At 35.1% G+C, this 20,533-nt stretch carries 22 protein-coding genes; 12 read left to right on the top strand and 10 right to left on the bottom strand.

Features of this window, described 5'->3' with window-relative positions; genetic code table 11:
- Positions 1 to 99: 99 nt before the first annotated feature.
- Positions 100 to 1,290, bottom strand: a complete 1,191-nt coding sequence (locus ABYD77_RS02885; RefSeq protein WP_372766829.1) for a cation:proton antiporter — start codon at positions 1,288 to 1,290, stop codon at positions 100 to 102.
- Positions 1,265 to 2,212: a hypothetical protein gene (locus tag ABYD77_RS02880; protein WP_372766827.1), complete on the bottom strand. Its 948-nt coding sequence runs from the start codon at positions 2,210 to 2,212 to the stop codon at positions 1,265 to 1,267. The genes ABYD77_RS02885 and ABYD77_RS02880 overlap by 26 nt, the downstream gene beginning before the upstream one ends.
- Before the next feature lie 43 nt (positions 2,213 to 2,255).
- Between ABYD77_RS02880 and ABYD77_RS02875 the strand changes: the two genes are divergently transcribed.
- Both ABYD77_RS02875 and ABYD77_RS02870 read left to right on the top strand, forming a co-directional pair.
- Positions 2,256 to 3,662, top strand: a complete 1,407-nt coding sequence (locus ABYD77_RS02875; protein ID WP_372766825.1) for a protein adenylyltransferase SelO family protein — start codon at positions 2,256 to 2,258, stop codon at positions 3,660 to 3,662.
- Between the two features lie 90 nt (positions 3,663 to 3,752).
- Positions 3,753 to 4,442, top strand: coding sequence for a diguanylate cyclase domain-containing protein (locus tag ABYD77_RS02870; protein ID WP_372766823.1), 690 nt, complete (start codon positions 3,753 to 3,755; stop codon positions 4,440 to 4,442).
- Here the strand turns inward: ABYD77_RS02870 and ABYD77_RS02865 are convergent.
- Entirely contained in the window at positions 4,434 to 4,673 is a 240-nt protein-coding gene (locus ABYD77_RS02865; protein ID WP_372766821.1) for a hypothetical protein, read from the bottom strand. The genes ABYD77_RS02870 and ABYD77_RS02865 overlap by 9 nt on opposite strands.
- Before the next feature lie 221 nt (positions 4,674 to 4,894).
- Here ABYD77_RS02865 and bfr (ABYD77_RS02860) point away from each other — a divergent pair, with 221 nt between their 5' ends.
- From bfr (ABYD77_RS02860) to ABYD77_RS02835, 6 genes are all read left to right on the top strand, one after another.
- Positions 4,895 to 5,365 (top strand): bacterioferritin, encoded by a 471-nt coding sequence (gene bfr, locus ABYD77_RS02860; RefSeq protein WP_274760465.1) that lies wholly within the window; start codon positions 4,895 to 4,897, stop codon positions 5,363 to 5,365.
- Positions 5,366 to 5,368: 3 nt separating this feature from the next.
- The gene (gene bfr, locus ABYD77_RS02855; RefSeq protein ID WP_372766819.1) at positions 5,369 to 5,851 is read left to right on the top strand and encodes a bacterioferritin; all 483 of its coding nucleotides are present in this window, start codon (positions 5,369 to 5,371) and stop codon (positions 5,849 to 5,851) included.
- Between the two features lie 269 nt (positions 5,852 to 6,120).
- On the top strand, positions 6,121 to 8,361 hold the full coding sequence (locus tag ABYD77_RS02850) for an acyl-CoA dehydrogenase (protein ID WP_372766817.1): 2,241 nt from the start codon (positions 6,121 to 6,123) through the stop codon (positions 8,359 to 8,361).
- A 92-nt stretch (positions 8,362 to 8,453) separates the two neighbouring features.
- Positions 8,454 to 8,831: a cytochrome b562 gene (locus ABYD77_RS02845; RefSeq protein WP_372766815.1), complete on the top strand. Its 378-nt coding sequence runs from the start codon at positions 8,454 to 8,456 to the stop codon at positions 8,829 to 8,831.
- A gap of 197 nt (positions 8,832 to 9,028) precedes the next feature.
- The gene (locus ABYD77_RS02840) at positions 9,029 to 9,262 is read left to right on the top strand and encodes a hypothetical protein (protein WP_372766813.1); all 234 of its coding nucleotides are present in this window, start codon (positions 9,029 to 9,031) and stop codon (positions 9,260 to 9,262) included.
- Positions 9,255 to 9,584: an outer membrane beta-barrel protein gene (locus ABYD77_RS02835; RefSeq protein WP_372766811.1), complete on the top strand. Its 330-nt coding sequence runs from the start codon at positions 9,255 to 9,257 to the stop codon at positions 9,582 to 9,584. The genes ABYD77_RS02840 and ABYD77_RS02835 overlap by 8 nt, the downstream gene beginning before the upstream one ends.
- A gap of 26 nt (positions 9,585 to 9,610) precedes the next feature.
- Here ABYD77_RS02835 and ABYD77_RS02830 read toward each other — a convergent pair whose 3' ends face one another.
- Positions 9,611 to 10,216 carry a DUF6058 family natural product biosynthesis protein gene (locus ABYD77_RS02830; RefSeq protein WP_372766809.1) on the bottom strand — a complete coding sequence of 202 codons (606 nt, stop codon included), beginning with the start codon at positions 10,214 to 10,216 and terminating at the stop codon, positions 9,611 to 9,613.
- A gap of 144 nt (positions 10,217 to 10,360) precedes the next feature.
- On the opposite strand from ABYD77_RS02830, the gene dapA reads away from it, so the two are divergent.
- On the top strand, positions 10,361 to 11,275 hold the full coding sequence (gene dapA, locus ABYD77_RS02825; protein ID WP_372766807.1) for a 4-hydroxy-tetrahydrodipicolinate synthase: 915 nt from the start codon (positions 10,361 to 10,363) through the stop codon (positions 11,273 to 11,275).
- A gap of 108 nt (positions 11,276 to 11,383) precedes the next feature.
- Complete coding sequence (locus ABYD77_RS02820) at positions 11,384 to 12,649, top strand: DEAD/DEAH box helicase (protein ID WP_372766805.1); 1,266 nt, start codon at positions 11,384 to 11,386, stop codon at positions 12,647 to 12,649.
- Between the two features lie 108 nt (positions 12,650 to 12,757).
- Here ABYD77_RS02820 and ABYD77_RS02815 read toward each other — a convergent pair whose 3' ends face one another.
- Both ABYD77_RS02815 and ABYD77_RS02810 read right to left on the bottom strand, forming a co-directional pair.
- A complete protein-coding gene (locus ABYD77_RS02815) occupies positions 12,758 to 14,347 on the bottom strand; it encodes an AbgT family transporter (RefSeq protein ID WP_372766803.1) in 1,590 nt (529 codons plus the stop codon).
- A 99-nt stretch (positions 14,348 to 14,446) separates the two neighbouring features.
- The gene (locus tag ABYD77_RS02810) at positions 14,447 to 15,235 is read right to left on the bottom strand and encodes a Rossmann-like fold-containing protein (protein ID WP_372766801.1); all 789 of its coding nucleotides are present in this window, start codon (positions 15,233 to 15,235) and stop codon (positions 14,447 to 14,449) included.
- Positions 15,236 to 15,352: 117 nt separating this feature from the next.
- Here ABYD77_RS02810 and rluF point away from each other — a divergent pair, with 117 nt between their 5' ends.
- Positions 15,353 to 16,231: a 23S rRNA pseudouridine(2604) synthase RluF gene (gene rluF / locus ABYD77_RS02805; RefSeq protein ID WP_372766799.1), complete on the top strand. Its 879-nt coding sequence runs from the start codon at positions 15,353 to 15,355 to the stop codon at positions 16,229 to 16,231.
- A gap of 118 nt (positions 16,232 to 16,349) precedes the next feature.
- Positions 16,350 to 17,333: a hypothetical protein gene (locus ABYD77_RS02800; protein ID WP_372766797.1), complete on the top strand. Its 984-nt coding sequence runs from the start codon at positions 16,350 to 16,352 to the stop codon at positions 17,331 to 17,333.
- Here ABYD77_RS02800 and ABYD77_RS02795 read toward each other — a convergent pair.
- The 4 genes from ABYD77_RS02795 to astA all read right to left on the bottom strand — a co-directional run bounded on the left by ABYD77_RS02795 (position 17,330) and on the right by astA (position 20,528).
- Positions 17,330 to 17,728, bottom strand: coding sequence for a hypothetical protein (locus ABYD77_RS02795; RefSeq protein WP_372766795.1), 399 nt, complete (start codon positions 17,726 to 17,728; stop codon positions 17,330 to 17,332). The genes ABYD77_RS02800 and ABYD77_RS02795 overlap by 4 nt on opposite strands.
- A gap of 19 nt (positions 17,729 to 17,747) precedes the next feature.
- Positions 17,748 to 18,491 (bottom strand): substrate-binding periplasmic protein, encoded by a 744-nt coding sequence (locus tag ABYD77_RS02790; RefSeq protein WP_372766793.1) that lies wholly within the window; start codon positions 18,489 to 18,491, stop codon positions 17,748 to 17,750.
- Between the two features lie 136 nt (positions 18,492 to 18,627).
- A complete protein-coding gene (locus ABYD77_RS02785; protein ID WP_372766791.1) occupies positions 18,628 to 19,431 on the bottom strand; it encodes a DUF1338 domain-containing protein in 804 nt (267 codons plus the stop codon).
- A gap of 74 nt (positions 19,432 to 19,505) precedes the next feature.
- Positions 19,506 to 20,528, bottom strand: coding sequence for an arginine N-succinyltransferase (gene astA, locus ABYD77_RS02780; protein ID WP_372766789.1), 1,023 nt, complete (start codon positions 20,526 to 20,528; stop codon positions 19,506 to 19,508).
- Positions 20,529 to 20,533: the final 5 nt, after the last annotated feature.

Below are 20,533 nucleotides of genomic sequence, written 5' to 3'. Positions count from 1 at the left end.
GTTGTCGTTTTAGGAACCCTGAATGTAACAGTGTGTCATCTAAATTCACACTAATTTAACAATTATGCTGTAAATGAATGTTAACAAAACATTAATTTGTTATTTTTTTAAACTCACTTTTGAGCTAAGCCCATGAAATATAACACTTAAAATTATTGTTAAAATTGCACTATCGATTGTTGACTCAGAAACATCTGTAACGCCTTGAATCAAAATTAACGTAAAAACAACAGAAGCAAGACCTCGAGGACCAAACCAAGCAAGTATTATACGCTGATGGATTAATAATTTTGTAAACATCAATGATATAAGTACAGGAATGATACGCACGAGTGTTAATGATAATAACGAATATATTATTGCATCGAGTGCAATTCCATTGCGTAGATAGGAAAATGCAAAAATTGCGAATACAAACCAAATAATTAAAGCACATGTATTTGCAAGCGCACTTGCGTTATTAAGTCTTTGTGGCTTGAATGCAGATTTAAACTTTATATCGAACAGCAGGCCTGCAATAAATGCAGCAAAAAATCCACTTCCGCCTAAAAATTGGGTGAAAAGATAAATTAAAATAGCAATAGCAACACAAATAAAAACTTCATTATCTTTATTATATAAACGATGTTTTTCTGAAAATAAGACGACTTTAAATATTAGCGGTGTGAAAAAAACTGCAATTAACACAGCAATACCAATTTCTTTGATTGTGATTTCAACTGTTTTTGATAGGTCGGGGGTTTGTTGGTTTATCACCGAGTAGAGCAGCAGCAGGAATATTGGTACAGTTAATCCGTCATTCAGACCACTTTCAACATTAACGGCTTCCCTCATTACTATGGGGATATTTTTGTTTTCAATAAAACTATTGCTCAACGCTGCGTCTGTTGGGGTTAAGACAATTGAGAGTAACGCTAATTGAAAATAGGGTAACTCTGGAAAAATCCACATACCTAGCAGGGTACCTAAACAAAAAGTCAAAGGCAGCCCGATCAACAACAATCTTAGAGGATAAACATAACTATGCGTTAAAACAGCTATTTTTATTTTTGCTGCATCACTAAACAATATTAATGCTAGAGTGAGTTCAATATATATCTGAAAAGAAGTTATTTCGATATTGTCAGTTTCATTAACTAATACTGAATAAATAATACCGGAAAAAAACATAAACATCGGTCCGGTAATGCTAAATTGATGAATACGTTTAGCGAATAATGTGTAAACGATTAAAATAGCAGTAATGATAATAAAAAAAATATATTCATTGTTCATAATCTGAAATTTCATAATCTATCGCAGTAATTATTCTTCTAAGTTGCCTAACTTCAAAAGACCCACTTCCTCGTTGTTTATGTAAAAGGGGAGCGTTATCTTGCAAAAAATTTCCACGTAACTGTTTATATTGCACTGCTATTTGCCAACCTAATTGGCAAAGTTCTATCGATAAAAGTTGCCTTCCATTTAGATAATAGAAAGTATTATTTTCTAAGTCTAAATGCTGTAAAAGGGGTGATAAACCATTCATTTGTTGAGTGAATACATTAAGATTTAATTTTCTATTTTTGACGAAGTAATAAAGTAAGAGATCACGCATTCGATGAATGTCGTGCTGCCATTGATTAAGTAATTTTGAAATATATTGTTTTGGGACGATCGATGTTTTTTTTTTAGGTTTGATCGTATTTTTTAAAACGCTGTCTTGTTTACGTAATGATTTAACAGGGTTTTTAGTTATTACATTCTGTTCACATAGGTAATTAGCAAAATGATTTAAAACTGTAAAGATCGATGCGCGAGATTCATAACTGTTTGTTTTATATGTAAAAGGGCGCCATTGTTGGTTATAAACACGAACATTATTTATTTGCTTAAAACGCGATACTATTTTTGTTGTCTGCCAAGATTCTGGAGGGCATTGAACGAATATTAGGTACTCTTTTAATAACTTTGTATCAACATTTGCTAAAGATTGCTTTTTTTGGTGCCAAAGCCATAACAGCAATTTTTCTACTTCATTTCGAAAACGACTGTAACTATTAAGGTTTTTTAAGCCAATAGTTTGTAAATATCGTAATACACAAAGCAAATCTCTGACTTCAGTTAAAGTTAAAACACTAAGATGATGATAATTTTCATTCTTAAAGTGGTTTTCTGCATAGTCTATTTGATATGGTAGCTGGCTAAAAGTATCTATTAACGGCTTTAACATTGCAAAAAGCTTCCATTTTACTGATTATAAAATTTGGAAATATATGTCACTTAAACAACACTATATTGAACTACCCGATGCGTTATTTCAATCAATATGCCCAGAACAATTAGTAGAGCCTTCTTTAATTATTTTTAATCAAGAATTAAGTGAACAACTCGACTTACCAAATGAATTACGAAATTGTGATGTTGACTATTTAAGTGGTAACACTCTAGTACCTAAAAGTATTCCTCTTGCATTAGGATATGCGGGTCATCAATTCGGAAATTTAGTACCTCAATTAGGTGATGGCAGGGCCCACTTACTTGGACAAGTGTCTAGCAAATTTAATTATGAAGTCGATTTACAACTTAAGGGTAGTGGAAAAACTCGATACTCAAGAGGAGGGGATGGTAAGTCAACCTTAAGAGCAGCACTTCGTGAATACATCATAAGCGAATATTTAGCTACATTAAACATAAATACTTCTCGCAGTTTGTACGTAATTGCAGGAAATGATTCAATCATGCGAAACGAGCTCGAACAAGTTGGTTTAGTTTGTCGCGTAGCTAAAAGTCATATTCGTATAGGTTCATTTCAATATGCAGCAATGCATCAAGACCCTACTGTTCTAAAATCGCTTGCCGATTTTACTATTAGACAATTGTATCCTGAACTTTTAAAACATCAAAATCCTTACCTTTCGCTTGTTAAACAAGTTGCAGAACAACTCGCTGAATTAGTTGCAAGTTGGATGGCTAATGGGTTTATACATGGGGTAATGAATACCGATAATATTTTATTATCTGGAGAAACAATTGACTTTGGTCCATGTGCATTTATGGGTAAGTATAATCCGGCTCAAGTTTTTAGCTCTATAGACAGGCAAGGAAGATATGCGTTTCAAAATCAACCCAGTATAATGCATTGGAATCTAGCACGCTTTGCTGAAAGTTTGATAACCTTGGTGGCTGAAAACGAAGATAGATCAATTCAGTTACTTTCATCTGTGTTAAATGAGTTTCCTACAAGATATGAAACCATTTACCACATGAAACTTTGTGAGAAGCTTGCATTATCTCCTAATGAACCGATGTCAAAAAACGTAATCATAGAAATGCTAGCTTATATGAAAAAAGAACAACTAGATTATCGCGAAACATTTTCATTTTTATCTATGTTTTCAGAAGATACGAGTTATCAGAGCAATATTGTAAACTCAGAATGCTTTAAACTTTGGCAAAAGCATAAGAATGTAGACTTAATAGAAAGGATGTGTCATGTTAATCCTAAGAAACATTTTTATAATGTTACAATCGAAAAATTACTCGATTTATGTGTAGCAGATCCATTGCAAGCATCTAATCATATTGAACTTTATTTTTCAGCACTTAAACAAAACGATTACGAATTTTTGCAATCAAATCATTCATTCGATGATACATATCGTACGTATTGTGGTACATAACATCAGTTCAAACTTTACTTGCTTCTAACTGCTCAACTAAGATTAACATTTTTTCATCGCTATTTAGATGGTTTATATTAGAGAGCAGTTATGATTGACGGAATCAAGCAACAGATACGCAAGCGTATGTTTTGGGACCTAATCTCTTTATTATTGTTGTTTGTTGCTAGTTATATATTTTTCTTGTTATTTAACGTAATTGATTGGCTGCATCAATGGAGTCATGAAATTGCTATTAGCGGTATAGCAGAAATCATCCCCGCGCTATGTGTTTTAGTTTTTGGTTTTTCTATATTTTCATATCGTCGTTGGCAAGATACACGTGCGTTGTCTCTTTACGCAGAAGAGTTATCTATGATCGACCCAATGACAAATTTACCTAATCGTCGTGCAGTTCAACGAATCTTAAATCAAATCAATCAAAAGAAAGAGTACCCAGTAGGGGTATTATTAGTCAATATAGAAGGCTTAGAAAACATACGCTCAACACTTGGTCATAATGTTTTAGAGCATGTAATGATTGAAATTCTATATCATATTTCCAAGCATCTAACAGGGGAGCAACTTGTTGCTTATTGGCAAGCTGGGCAATTTGTTTGTTTGTGCCCTGGATTAGAGTACAATGAAAGTGAAAACTTAAAACAACAATTTGAAACGATCTCGATTAACCGAGATAAATTGATTGGGCAATCTTTAAAATTTAGCTGTGCAGCAAGCTCGGTTTATAACAAAGCCGAACTCGAAAACCTATTTAGCGAACTTGAAGAGCAATTAATTTAAAACAAGTACGATTATGTCTTTGTTTTGTAAGGCGGTACAACGATTTGGTAATGCATTATCATTATTTTTTTTGAAGATACATTGTTCAAAGCCAAGGGTTTTACACTTATCGTAACAGGCCAATTTTTCAGTCCAACCTGAATACTCACTCACCATTACATTTAACACCAAAGCACTAAATGCGATAAATGTAGCGCCAACAATGAGCGATTGTTTAGGTGCGGATTTCATTTGCATTCTCCAACCTTACCCACGTTATTCTAGTCTAGTACATGATGGTTATTTTGTGCTCAATAACCATAGTGAAAATGATTTTCAATAGCCTTACAAATTGCTTAAACAATTTCCCTAGGTTATTGAATTTTTAATATAAAAACGGTCTTGTTAAACACTTGTATCTAAATATGGATTAGCTAAAGTTAAACTACCAAGTAATGTATTGAGTAATCGAAATGAAAGGTAATAAAGAAGTACTCTCAGCGTTAAATCAGGTACTTACACACGAGTTAACGTCAATTAATCAATTTTTTCTACATGCTAGGATGTTTAAAAATTGGGGATTAGAGGAGCTAAATGAAAAAGCTTATAAAAAGTCCATCAAGGATATGAAGCAAGCAGATGATTTAATCGAGCGAATTTTGTTTCTAGAGGGGTTACCAAACTTACAACACTTAGAACGATTGCGTATCGGTGAACACTCGAAAGAAATGCTTGAATGTGACTTAGCAATGCAAATGGATCAAGTTCCTTTATTAAAACAATCAATTGCTTTATGTGAAGAAAAGCAAGATTACGTAAGCCGTGAGTTATTAGAAGATATATTAGAGTACGAAGAAGATTATATTGATTGGCTAGAAACACAACTGTCACTAATTAACAATATTGGTATTGAAAATTACCTACAAAGTCAGATTGAGGAGTAGGTTATGAAAGGTAACCAAACAATTATTGATTTGCTCAATAGACAACTAACGCTTGAACTGACTTCAATGGATCAATACCTTGCACATAGCAAAATTTATGAAGATTGGGGCATTGAAAAACTTCACCACCAGTTGTCACATGAATATGAAGAAGAGTTAGAACACGCTAACAAACTCATTGAGCGTATATTGTTTTTAGAAGGCACACCAGATACAGCATCACGTAAGCCAATAAATGTTGGTAGCAATGTTAAAGAGATGCTCGAGAACGATTTAGCTGCTGAACACACAGTGCAAAAAAGCCTTATTGAAATTATTTCTGTTTGTGAAACTGAAAAAGATTATGTAACAAGAGAAATTTTAGAAAAACTGCTTGATGATACCGAAATGGATCATATTTATTGGTTAGAGCAGCATCTTAATTTGATAAATTTAATTGGCTTGCCAAATTATATTCAATCTCAAATGAAGCACGAATCACCATAAAAAAGGGCCAAATTGGCCCTTTTTTAATCTTAAAATTTTATAGCCTTAACTTCACAAGCTTAATAAACGCGTAAATTTTACTAAAATTGCCATGGAAACAGCCTTTAAAATCAGTTTCAGCGTACATGTGTATATAAATTAAAATTCAATAATTTCAATAATATAATCCTTATATGTAATAAAAATATTAATTTTTTTAAATAGAGTAATTGATCTAAGTGAAATTTTATGACGTAATGTATGAAAATTATCTGGTCGGATGAGTAGCCATGAGTTTAAGAACAAGTTTGAAGAAAGTATTACCAAGTATCTCAATTACAGAGCAAGAAGCACTTGATGCAGGTGATGTATGGTTAGAGGGATCAATTTATCAGGGTAAACCTGATTTTGATGCGCTTCGTGCCGTGCCTGAAGCAAAGCTAAGCCAAGAAGAACAAGCATTTTTGGATGGTCCTGTTGCTCAATTACTTGATATGATTGATGAGACTGAAATTCAGAGCTCAAATCACTTACCTGAAAACATTCTAGAATTTATTAAAGCAAATCGCTTTTTCTCGCTTATTATTCCAAAGCAATACGGTGGTTTAGAGTTTAGCCCTTACGCAAACTCAACAATTGTTGCCACAATTGCAACTAAAAGCACAGCTGTAGCAGTTACTGTAATGGTGCCAAACTCGTTAGGTCCTGGTGAATTATTAATGCACTATGGCACTGAAGAACAACGCCAGCAGTACTTACCTAAATTAGCTATTGGTCAAGACATTCCATGTTTTGCACTTACTAGCCCAGAAGCAGGCTCAGATGCGGGCGGCATTCCAGACCAAGGTATTGTAACTATGGGTGAATACCAAGGTAAGCAAGTACTGGGCCTAGAACTGACATGGGATAAGCGTTATATCACGCTAGCACCAATTGCTACAGTGCTTGGTTTAGCTGTTAAAGTAAAAGATCCTAACGGTCTTTTAGGCGATGTAGAAGATTTAGGTATCACCTGTGCGTTAATTCCAAAAGATCATCCAGGTGTTGAGCTTGGTAACCGCCATAACCCTATGGGGATTAAATTCTATAACGGAACTACACGTGGCCAAAATGTGTTTGTACCGATGGACTTTATTATTGGTGGTCAAAAGAATATTGGCCGTGGTTGGCAGATGCTAGTGAGCTGTTTAGGTGCAGGTCGTGGTATTTCATTACCAGCTTTAGGGTGTTCAACAGCACATGTTGCACTGAAATCAGCTTCTGAATATGCAGCTGTTCGTGAGCAATTTGGTTTAAGCATTGGCTTATTTGAAGGTATTCAAGAAAAGCTAGCGGATATTGCAGGTAAAACATACCTACAAGAAGCAATGCGTGTACTGACAACTGAAGGACTAGGCCTTGGTTTAAAACCATCAGTTGTAACAGCGATTGCAAAATATCACATGACTGAACTTGGCCGCGATGTACTTAATTCTGCGATGGATATTCAAGCAGGTAAAGCAATTCAATGTGGTCCACAAAATACACTGGCACAAGGTTATCTTGGTCAACCTGTTGCAATCACCGTTGAAGGTGCAAACATTCTTACGCGTAACTTAATGATCTTTGGTCAAGGTGTAATGCGTTGTCACCCACACCTACAAAGTATGGTTGAGTCAATTCACAGCACAGATAAAAACGCTGATTCGACGTTCCGTGGTTTACTAACGAAAACTATTGGCTACAGTGTAGGAAACAGCTTAAGTGCATTTACTAAAGGCTTATTGCCATTCACAGCTGGTGCAAAATCTAAGCTTTCTGAAGTGCGTCAGTACGAAAAAGCAGTTAATAAGTTATCTGCAAAACTTGCAGTGTATGCTGATTTCTCACTATTAGTATTAGGTGGCAAACTTAAACAAGCTGAATTACTTTCTGCACGTTTAGGTGATGTAATGAGTTATTTATACGCGGCAATGGCGTCAATTCGTTACTATGAGCAAAAAGTAGCAAGTGAAGACCGTGCACAAGCTGCACCTTATTTCCACTACGCGACGCGCTGGGCGATTGCCCAAGCTGAAAATGCAATTGCGGATTTCTTAGCAAACTTCCCGTCTGGTGCAACACGTAAATTTATGCGTCTGATCACAGTAACGTATTCTGAGAAATCGATGCGTATTAGCGATGATTTAGTGCGTGAGCTTGCTCATCAGTGTCAGCTAAACACTAACTTCAAAAAGCAGCTAACGCATTTAGTTCACGCATCAAATGGTGATGGACACGACATCAACCAACAAGCATACCTAGCAAAACTAGATTGCTTAGATATGTTAGCGAAGATTAAAAAATCGCTACGTAAAAAAGAAATCAAAGCAGGCGTTCGTTTTGCTGAAACGCTAGATAATGCACTTGTGGCAAATATTATCACAGCAGATGAATATAAAAAGCTGATTGATTATAACGTGAAACGTGAATTAGCTATTCGTGTTGATGAGTTTGATTTTGATATGAACTTATTAAAACCAGAACAAGCGACTTTGAAAAAAGTCAGCTAATAGAATCCTAACGTACTTGCAAAGCCAATCCATGTGATTGGCTTTTTTTATGTTCTTGCTAAAATAGCGCCGAATTTTTTAAGAGGTTGAATATGAAATTTTTGTTTTTGGTATTTTTGCTAGTATTTTTGAACCCTATAAACGCGAAAGAGAGCGAACTTGGGCTTGTAATGAAAGAAATGGCGCTAAGCTACAAGCTTGCACGTAAAGCAAAAAATTATGAAGAGTTAATGACGCATCTCACTAATATTGAAACCGCATTAGTAAAATCGAAGCAAATTGGTTTTAATCGAAAGCAAAAAGAGTCAATAAAAGGCATAGATGAGGTGCTAAAACTGGTGAGAGAAATAAAAAATGCCGGTGGTGATTTAGAATTAGCACAGAAAAAATTGCTTAAAATTGATCAACTAAGAAAGCAATATCACAAAATTCATGAGCCTAGTTTTTGGCAGTTAATCTTTGGTAACTAATTGTTAATAAATGTAATAGTACTTGATTGCTAAGAATATTAAACGCATTATAGCGGCGCTTTAATTTACTAAGGTTCTTTTACCTTAGTTTTAAAATATTTCATCAAAGGGACATTAATGAAAAGCGCCTCATTTATATTTCTGTTTTTACTTTCATTATTTCATCAAATCTTCATGCCAAAGATAAAAATCAATTTATGTATTTTGGTTTAAGTGCCAAGAATCATAATTACAGTGATTTGAACTTTGCACCTACTATTTCTAAGCAATCACTTGGACAGTTAAAACTGAAAGAATCAAATAAATCAATTGGCGCAAGACTGCTTTCAGGTTATCAATTCAATCGCTATTTAGCGGTAGAACTTGGCTTAACTAATTTTGGTGAACGGGACTTCAAGCTTATCGAGCAAACAACTTCATCCGATGGCTAAAACAAATACTTTACATAAGGGCAAGTTTAAAACGTTAGGTGCTGATATTTCACTCGTCGCAACATACCCTTTTTCTGATCCGATTTTTGTTAAAGCATTAGTTGGTTTACAAGGCTGGGACAATCAATTTGATATGCTAGAAAAGATCAACGATAGTTTTAATGTTGTCAGCCAAGATGATCGCGGTGCATCATTACTAACAGGCTTTGGTATAGGCTATGGCGTTAGTAAATCAATGGCATTTACTTTAGATTTTGAACAAACTGAAATAGCTGAAATTAAAACAAATTCAGCAAGTATAAACTGGTTGTTTCGATTCTAAGAGGTAGCGTTACGTAAATTGTAACGCTACTGTGCACTGTTAAGGTTATTTAACAATTTGTGTGAATTAGACACACAATTAAGCTGTGCAGGTGGATAACTTAACGATCTTTCTAATAATCGAATACACTTTTTAAGTTGGTCATCATTTAGCTCTGTATTTTTGGCTAAAAAGTCCACACTCTCTAACGCAACAATTTCATGAATAAAGCCGTTAGCTGTGATCACTCCATATTTGCCAGCTAAAAATAACTGCCAATGATCTTGGATACGTTCTTCTAAATTTTCAAAATAGTCTGAATTAAACTCTAAGCCCTTGAGTGACAGGTCGTTAACGCATTTAGCGTATTGTTGATAAAAGACAGAATACGCTTGTGCAGAACTTAAATCCGAATAAGGTTTTATGAGTTCAATCCACTTTGTGTAACCACGAGCAAAATATTCTTTTTCTTCATTGAAATCAGTAATGCCAAAAAAAGAACTTGATTGTACTTGGTTTTTTAAATGGTAGGCAGCATTTGGCAATATACATAAATCAATCCAATCGCTTAATTGCTGTTCTTTTACAAAGGTGTGTGACGCTAACTGTTTCAATGAATAAAAGTAGTTTTCAAAATACTCTGAGATAATCATAAGATATATTAACTGTATAAATATACAGTTAATATATCTTAATAAAAAAAAAGTACAAGAATTTTTGTATAAGGCCTTTTAGCTACTTACGATCGTCGGTGTTTATGGTTAAAATGTTGCAAAATTTAACAATGAAAAGAATTTATGACGAACGTTGCCTCAATAAAAAAAGCCAGTTTAATCACCGCAATTAAAACACCTTATCTTGCTAATGGCGAAATAGACCTAGCAACATACGATGAGCTTGTTGAAAAGCAAATTGCAGCAGGTGTTGACGGTATCATTGTTGGTGGAACAACTGGTGAAGGTCAATTAATGAATTGGGAAGAGCACCTAATGCTAATAGCGCATAGTGTTAACCAATTTAAAAATAAATTACTTATTATTGGTAATACTGGTAGTAACAATACCAAAGAAGCGATAAAAGCGACTGAATACGGCTTTGCAACCGGTATGGATGCAGCACTGCAAATCAATCCTTATTATGGACGTACATCAATTCAAGGTGTAATTGCACATTTTGAAAAGGTGCTCGAAATTGGTCCTGCATTTATTTACAACGTACCAGGGCGTACTGGTCAAGATTTAACACCTGAAATCATTGAGCAACTTGCGCACAGTGAAAATTTTATCGGTGTTAAAGAATGTGCTGGTAATGAACGTATTGCTTATTACGAAAATAAAGGGATTGCCTGTTGGTCAGGAAATGATGATGAAGCGCACAATGCACGCCATAAAGCAAATGCCCATGGTGTAATCTCTGTTACGTCAAACCTGATCCCATCAGTATTTCGTGAGCTGATGGACAATGAAAATACTCAGTTAAATAATGAATGCCAACAGCTAATTTCTTGGCTGTTTTGTGAACCAAACCCAATTTCAATTAATACAGCCTTGGCATTAACAGGTGCAGTAAAGCCTGTTTTCCGCTTACCCTATGTACCGCTGAATGAAAAACAAATTGAATTCGGACTTGATTTAATGAGCCATTTTAAAGAGCACCTAGTGGGTGATAAACTCACTAAACTTAACCAAAGCGACTTCATAATTACGCCTTAAATTCAAGTTTAAATAAAAGCGATCTCAATGGTCGCTTTTATATCACGTTTTCGCACACCACTATCCTTGTTATAATGTAATTAACTCCCTCAAAAGGTCTTCAAAAATATGAACTTCAAATCCTTTAGCTTTGCCGATTCATTACTTACGGCACTGGATAAAATGGGTTATGAAACACTCACGCCAGTACAAAAAATGGCGATTCCGCACGTTCGTCGTGGACACGATGTACTTGCAAGTGCGCAAACAGGTACTGGTAAAACAGCAGCCTTTGCATTACCAATTATTCAAAAACTGTTAGACAATCAAGCTGACGGTAGCACTATTCGTGCTGTTATTTTAGCGCCAACACGTGAGTTAGTTGACCAAATTGACCACAACATTAAACAATATTGTGCTTTTAATAATATTAAATCAGTAGCGATTTTTGGCGGTGTCGAACATGACAAACAGATTAACCGTATTCAAAAGGGTTGCGATATTCTAGTTGCTACACCTGGGCGTTTAATCGAGCATTTACGAAAAGGTAATTTGGCACTTAATAATGCAGGCCATGTTGTTTTAGATGAAGCTGATCGTATGCTTGATATGGGCTTTCGCTCTGATATCGAAACTATCTTGGAGCAATGTGCCAAACAAAAGCAAACATTATTATTCTCAGCAACTTATCCATCAGCTGTGAAACAATTTGCTACTAAAACATTAGTTCATCCTAAAATTGTACAAGTAAGCCGTGATAACGAAACAGCAAGTACCATCACTCATGTTGCTTACCCAGTTTCAAACGAACGTAAATTGGAATTACTTTCAGAACTTATTTGCCGTAAAGGTTGGAAACAAGTACTTGTTTTCGTAAATATGAAGGAAGATGTGCAACTTATTGTTGATGAGCTTACACAGTACGGAGTAACAGTTGGCGTAATTCATGGTGACAAAAGCCAAGGCAATCGTCGACGTGCTTTGCGTGAATTCAAAGAAGGTAAAACTACTATTTTAGTGGGTACTGAAGTTGCGGCACGTGGTTTAGATATTGCTGGGTTACCGCGAGTTATCAACTTTGACTTGCCTTACCTTGCAGAAGACTATGTTCACCGTATTGGACGCACGGGACGCGCTGGCCAAAAAGGGTTTGCAATCTCGTTAGTGAGTCGTGAAGAAGAACATGTACTTGCTCAAATTGAAGATTTGATCCGTGATAAAGTTAAGCGAATTTATTATCCAGGTTTCGAAGTAAGTAACCGCGAAGGTTTGATCAAAAAGATTGGCAAGAAAACATCGTTACAAAAACGAATTCGTTCAAACAGAGCAACGCAATATGGTGCTGAAGCACAAATGCAAAATCGTCAAAAGATCAGAAAAGCATTTAAGAAATAATCTTTAAATTTCAAATTTAGAAATATAAATCTAACTATCGTAAATTAAATACAAAAAAGGAGCATTAACTGCTCCTTTTTTATTTCTAGTGTCTTAGACGTAAAGTTACTAAGGCGTGTAGTAAATTGGTGAGTTAGGACCAACAGGCATTCCTAGTATAAATACCCATAAATAGAATAAACACACCCATCCGATAAAGAAGAACATAGAATACGGTAACATGGTGGCCACTAGCGTACCTATACCCATATCTTTCTTATATTTAGTGGCAACTGCCAGTATTAATCCAAAATAGCTCATCATTGGTGTAATTAAGTTTGTTACAGAATCACCAATACGATAAGCCGCTTGAATAGTTTCAGGTGCATAACCAATTAGCATAAGCATGGGTACGAAAATCGGCGCTGTAATCGCCCATTGTGCTGATGAAGAGCCGAGGCTCAAGTTAACTACGGCACACATAAAAATAAATAACACAAATACTTCAGGACCAGTTAAATTCAGCGCGGTTAACATCGCAGCGCCTTTAACCGCTAAGATGGTACCTAAATTGGTCCACTTAAAGAAAGCAACAAACTGAGCCGCAAAGAAAACAAGTACAATATACATACCCATCGAGCTCATGCTTTTAGACATTGCATCAATAATATCACGGTCGTTTTTCATGGAACCAACAACTCGACCATAAACAAAACCAGGAATGGCAAAGGTAACAAAGATAAATACAACGATGCCTTTTAGAAATGGAGAACCTGCAACAAGACCTGTTTCAGGGTGACGTAAGATACCGTCTTCTGGAACAATTGTCGTAGCTAATACAGCACACGTGGCTAAAAATGCAAGACCGGCATAGCGTAAACCTTTGCGCTCAATGTCACTTAAATGGTCAATTTTGTTATCTGCTAAATCAATACTTGCTTCATCATTGTTGTATTTGCCTAAACGAGGCTCAACAATTTTTTCCGTAACCCAAGTGCCCACAATAGCAATTAAAATTACCGAAACAGCCATAAAGTAATAGTTTGCTTCTGGACCTACTTCATATGTTGGGTCGATCATTTGTGCTGCAGGCGTTGTAATACCAGCAAGAAGTGGATCAATTGTGCCTAGCAAAAGGTTTGCGCTATATCCGCCAGATACCCCGGCAAAAGCTGCAGCTAGGCCTGCTAGTGGGTGACGTCCAAGACTGTGGAATATCATTGCTGCTAATGGAATTAATACAACATAACCAAGCTCAGATGCAGTATTAGAAAGAATAGCCGCAAAAACTACCATAAAGGTAACTAACCTTTTTGGTGCGCCCATTACCATGCCGCGCATCGCCGCAGATAACATACCTGAATGCTCAGCAACACTTACACCCAGTAATGCAACAAGTACAGTTCCAAGTGGTGCAAACCCTGTAAAGTTTGTAACGAGTCCGGTAACTATACGCTGTAAACCTTCAGCGCTCATAAGCGAAACTACTTCAATCACACCATCAGGAGCGCGACCTTTAGCACCTTCAGGACGTGGATCGATGGCACTTAACCCCATCCAATCGGCGATCCCACTGAAAATAACAATAGCAACACAGAACATTGCAAATAAAGTAATAGGGTGAGGTAATAAATTACCGAGAAATTCAACCGTGGCTAAAAAGCGATTAAATAGCCCTTTGTTTTGGTTTTCTTGAGAGTTTGCTTCTATCGTTGACATGAATACTAACGGTTAATATAAAAATGGACGCAACATACCATAGTAGGGGCATTTTACCAAGAATGTTGCGGTTAATGGGTTATGGTAAGACCATATACATTATTTATTAGGATCTAAGTACAAAAACCATTCTTGTTGATATTGTGAAAGTTTCTGATGCTTTTTACTTGCTAAATGTCTCTTTTCATTTTCATCTGAACTATACGGACCAACACGACATAGCGCACAGTATTTATCATTAATGTATTTAAAAGGTGTAAACACTTTCAAAATGTCATCGTCTTGCGGTTTGTCAGAATAAGCATATATAAAACCTTCTGTGTCTTTTACTTTCTTATCTCTATCCACATTGCGAATTTGATAATCTGGGAAAAGAGAATAATCAAAAACCTGTTTTCCCAAGTGGGTAATATTAGTATCAACAATTAAATCGGTTTCAATTTGCCAATGAAGATAGGGTTTTACCTCTTTTGATGTGATGTAACTTAATCGCAATCCATTTTCATCAAGAAAATAATTAAAACACGCCGTTAGGTAATCTCTTAATAAAGCACGATTTACAATGTTTTGGCTTGGCGCATTAGTAAAGTCTTCACAGCTTTTAGCTGCAGGCACTAAAGGAAATTGAAAGATTACTAAATCAAATGCGTTTTTAAGTTCATTTGGCCAAGTTGTTTTGATCGTAATATCAAGCTCAAAAAACACCTTTTCACCTAAATTGGTCAAACCAGAAAGACCGTTATCTTTATATTTTGTGGTCAGTGTTTTTTTATCATCCAACACAGTCGCACTAAGATTTTTGATTTGATGGTGCTTTTTTAATGAATAGGAGAATGTGAGGTCACCATCGCCAATGGTCAAAATACGCCAATTTGGATTTAACAACATATTGAACTTAAAAATTACAAAAGAAATATTTTACCATGTAAGCGCAATGCGATAAAAGACAAGCCTTTTAACAGTGGCTGTTTTACAATATATACAAATGATTTAAAGCTAGAAGTTATGAGTGAATTAAAGCGTTTAAATAAATTCATCAGTGAAACCGGAATATGCTCTCGTCGTGAAGCAGACTCTCTAATTGCCGATGGTAAGGTTGTGGTAAATGGTTCTGTTGCAGAAATGGGATTAAAAGTATCCGATTCAGACGACATAATCGTAAATGGTAAACCACTTAAAGCTAAACCAAAACGTGTCTATATCGCTTATAACAAACCGGTAGGTGTAACATGTACTACCGAGAAAAAAATTAAAAGTAATATTGTTTCTGCTGTTAATTACAAGGAACGTATTTTCCCAATCGGTCGTTTAGATAGACCGTCAGAAGGATTAATTTTCCTGACTAATGAAGGCGATATCGTTAATAAAATTCTACGAGCCGGCAACAATCACGAAAAAGAATACATTGTTACTGTAGATAAAGAGATTGATCAGAACTTCGTTAAAAAAATGAGTTCAGGTATACCAATTCTCGACACAGTTACTAAACCATGTAAGGTAAAACAGCTTGGTAAAAAACGTTTTAATATCATTTTAACCCAAGGCTTGAACCGACAAATCAGGCGTATGTGTGAATATTTAGGTTATGAAGTCACAAAATTAAAACGCGTGCGCATTATGAACGTGGCTCTAAATGATTTAGCGGTAGGCAAGTGGCGTTTTTTGACGGAAGAAGAAATGATGCAAATTAACGCATCAATTGAAAATTCAAGTAAAACGCAAGAGCGCTCAATTGACGTTAACAAAACGCAGCAGCCCTCTAAAAAACATTCAACTAGTAGAAACAAACCATTTGCTGCAAAACAAAGTAATTCTAAAAACACTGAGCGTAAGCCTAATAAAACTAAGCGACTATCAGGCACATTAAGTTTAAAGCGTAATTAAATAGCTAAGGTGAGCGAAGCTCACCTAAACACCTAAATTAAATAAACAATCTTTAAAATTAAGCATTTAAATGATATCTGAACTAAACTTTTCCATTATTTAGTAATGAGAAAAGACCGTGCGCACACTGATTGTATTTATTATTTTCATATTACTTTTAGGCCAATTAACCGCTAGAGTAGACTTTTTTAAAACAATTTATTTATTAGATCTAGTAACGAACTTACAAATGCAGTTAGCGTTTTTCTCAGTGTTCTTGAGTCTTATTTTAGGCTTTTGGAACAGATCTTTGATGTTTATTTTAATCATAGTTAATGCGCTTGTAATTATCGCTAATTTTAACGGATACATCGCTGTTGATCTTCTTCCTGATGAAAAATATCAAATAAAAGAGTCATTTGAAGAACAGCATCTTACAGTTGTTCAGTTCACTTTTGATGACGAAGTTAGCGATTCCTTAGATTCAATCTATGAAAAACTTAATGCACTAGATAAAGACATTACAGTGTTATTCAATGTGACTGAATTACATAAAACACGTTTACAAACTTTAAGTAATGGTAAATATAGTTATGGTTTAAGTAAAAAAGTTAGTTTGCCTAGCAATATAGCTGTGATCACAAAATTTCCGATAAACTCAAAGCGAAGAAACACATTTTTAGATGAACGGGGAGATATTTTAGAGTTAAACATATTATTCAATAAACAAACTGTAAAATTACTCGTGATGCATCCTCCAAAACCCAAGTCAAAATTAAATTGGCAACGAAAAAACTTGATGATAAATACACTTGAGACCATGGAAAGTAACACTGAAAATGTTTCGCCATATACAATAGTCATTGCTGAATTATATACATCAATTTGGTCCGGAAATTTTCCTAAACTCGATAATTTAATAACGTGTTCCTATGCGCAGGGTGTATACGGCAACTGGTTTGCCAATCACTATTTAAAAATCTTTGGTAATTTTGGTGCTATAAATACAAGCCATTGTTTTTTTAGTTATAGGTTTAAAATAGAAAATTTGGAAAGTGAATTAGTAGATAAATCTTTAAATAATTTTGTGAGTTATGTATTAATAATGAAAGAAGCTAATTAATATCTAAATAACCGCTTAAATACTACAATTATCGTAAGAACTAGTATACACATTAATGGAATTAAACTGAAAAATAACCACGTTTCATAACTAACCAGGCTGCTTGAACTGAAAATATTTCTAACATTGCCTGAAAAAATGAGTGATACAGGAAACCACGTAAGTGCTCCATAAAGACCAATATTAGCAATACCTTGCTGATAAAAAGTGTTATTTGCAATTAGTTTTCCCATGGAAGCAATGCACACTAATAAAAACATAATTACAAAAGAGCGGTAGGGGACATGCCAAAGCATTTCATGTGAATGTTGCAAAAATGCAGCATCTCCCAAAAGCAGTAATCCACAAAAACTTGCTGCAAAAAGTAAAATGAATATCCAACTTGCTTTTGACATGAAAAAACTAAAAAGGGTTTTAATGAATTTGCATACTATAGTTATCTAAGCGTTGATTCCAATATTTAGTAAATTCTTCACTGCTTAATATGTTACTTAGTGTGACATGTAACATTTTATTATCACTTTTCGGAATTAAGAAATGGCGTTTAAATGCATCGTGTTGCTTTGCTGCTATATGATAATCGCTTGTGTTATTTTCACTTAAATAATAAAAGGTATAAATGCTTAAAATCGCAGTATCAATACGTTCTTTTTTTAACATATCGAAAAGCTGGCTTTCTGTTTGCGTATCAACTCGTTCGATAATTTGCTGTGTTGCTAACTCATCTATACCAATATATCTAAACCCTCGAATACCTCCAACGCGTTTACCTTTTAAATCTTTAAACTCATGAACTTCAATAGGGTTTTGCTTAAGACTGACAAAGACATCTTTGTCTTGCATTATGACTGGCGACCATAAAAAACGGGTTTGGCTCGCATCTTTAAACCATTTAGGGTTAACACCAATCACAATACCGTCGAGTTTATTTTGCTCCAAGCGATAATCTAACCGTTTTCTTGGCATATAGATAAGGTTAAAGGTATAACCAGAATTCATTTGATTGAGTAAATCAACAAAATCAAAGTATAAACCTGAACGCTCCTTTAAATTGATAATATAAGGAGGCATGTCATGATAAGTGTAAATATCCACTTTTCTAATATTGGCGTGTATAGGGCTCGATACAAAAAACAGCAGTAAACAAAAAAATTTCATTTAAGAGATATTTAACAGTTCATATTCATTTAATTTAAACAATCAGCGTCGTAACAAATTGTTGCTGTTAAACAGTATAGTAACCTTATAATAAAAAACGAGCTTAATGCTCGTTTTTTAATTTTTCAGTCAGATTTTAGCGGGCATTGGTACTTTCAAAAATTTTGTCAGCTGATGCAGCAACAAAACCTGTGTAAATTTCACCATCCGGTTTTACATAACGTAGTGCAAATTCATAAAAGCAACTTGGAATAGCTTTAATGCCATCACTAAATTCAACATCAGATTTGTCTGCAAGCGTTGATGATTGCTCTAATAATACCTCTGGAGAACCTTTGATTTCACCACCTGAACTATTAAGTTCGAAACCTGCATCTTTAAGTGCATCATTTACAGCCTCAATCGTGTCGAAGTTTGCAAGGTGATTAATGCTCACAGTAAAGTGATTTGCACGATAACCCCAAGCAGCAGTCCAAGCAGCGTATTCTGATTCGGCGAGTAGTTGTTGGTATGTTTCTGAATCAATTTGCCAGTGCGCACCTGAGTATAAGAAATTATCAGCAGTTACAGCATCTTCATCAATTTGCTCTACTAGTGCGTGAATTGTTTTTTGTAACTCAGGCGAGAATTTTTCAACTAATAGTTCTGAAATAAACACTTTTGGCTTAGTCGGATCGCTGTGCTCAAAGTGTTTAGCATACAATTTTTTAGCTTCGAAGTGGTACTCACCACATTCTGTATAACCTACAGCTAAAAAGTGCTGTGCTAACTTTTCAAGACCCACTTTTTCGATATTGAATGTTCTTAATGCAATATGGTCATTAATAACATCACTTTGTTGTGTGTCGCCAAGTAGTTTATGGATTTTAACTGCTGAAGGTGTTACTTCTAAATAGCTATTCCATAAATGGTCAAATAATGTATCTACATTGTTGTGCATAATGTTACCTTTAGAGTGACGGCCTAGTTATACAAGCCATCTAATTAATTAAATAAAGTAGGTTTAAGCACGACCTAACTTAATTTTAAAACTCTGATTGAATCACCAGCATTTACACCAATTGTATCGGCAATTTCTTGTGATATAATTGCTGTATCAGTGCTGTCGTTAATCGCAATATTACAGTTGAATATTGCTTTAAATTCATTTACTTCAAGATTTGAAATGGCATAAGTATCAACGCTTTGTCTGTCACCAATTTCAACTGTTAATAATCTACTTTCTTTAACACTTTTGATATTATCAAGTTGCGCTTCAACAGTAGGACCTGCATCAAACAAATCGACATAGCCACGAAATTCAAACCCTTCTTTTTGCAATAATCTTAGAGCAGGTTTTGTTTTCTCATGAACATTACCAATCACCGCTTGTGCTTCTTTACTGAGTAAATTGGCATAAATAGGGTATTTAGGCATAAGTTCAGAAATAAACACTTTATTACCTGTACCAATTAAATGATCTGCCGTAGGAAAATCAATAGTAAAGAAATGTTCTTGCAGCCATTGCCAAAAAGGCGAATGTCCATTTTTATCTGACACACCGCGCATTTCTGCAATAACTCGATTTGAAAAGCGCTCTTGATGTTGTGCCATAAATAAAAAGCGAATGCGAGAAAGAAAACGCCCAGCTAAACCACTACGATGAGATTCTTTTAAAAACAAAGTACAAATCTCGGTTGCGCCAGTATAATCATTACACATGCTAAGTATATCAACGGTGTTATACACACCTAGCGTACTCGAATGGTGTACTGTTTTACCCATATGATAATGGTACAGAGGCACATCTAAGCCTACAGCGGCTTCAATTGCCGTAGTACCAACTATTTCTTTAGTTTGAGTATCTTCTAAAACAAATAAATAGCCTTCATCTTGAGGTTTATTTACTTGCTTTGCAAAACTGTCCACCGCACGTGCAATTTTACGCTCTAGTAAATCGTCACAAACGGGCAATGAAGTAAAGCCATGGCCAGATGCCTTCGCTACTTCTTTTAAAGCAGCAAAGTCATCTGTTTTGATTGGTCTTAATACTAACATAACCA

The sequence above is a fragment of the Pseudoalteromonas sp. genome, assembly GCF_041629635.1.
In the GTDB taxonomy this organism is placed as follows: domain Bacteria; phylum Pseudomonadota; class Gammaproteobacteria; order Enterobacterales; family Alteromonadaceae; genus Pseudoalteromonas.
Note: the sequence above shows the minus strand (reverse complement) of the source record. Positions and strands in the feature narration are given on the sequence as shown.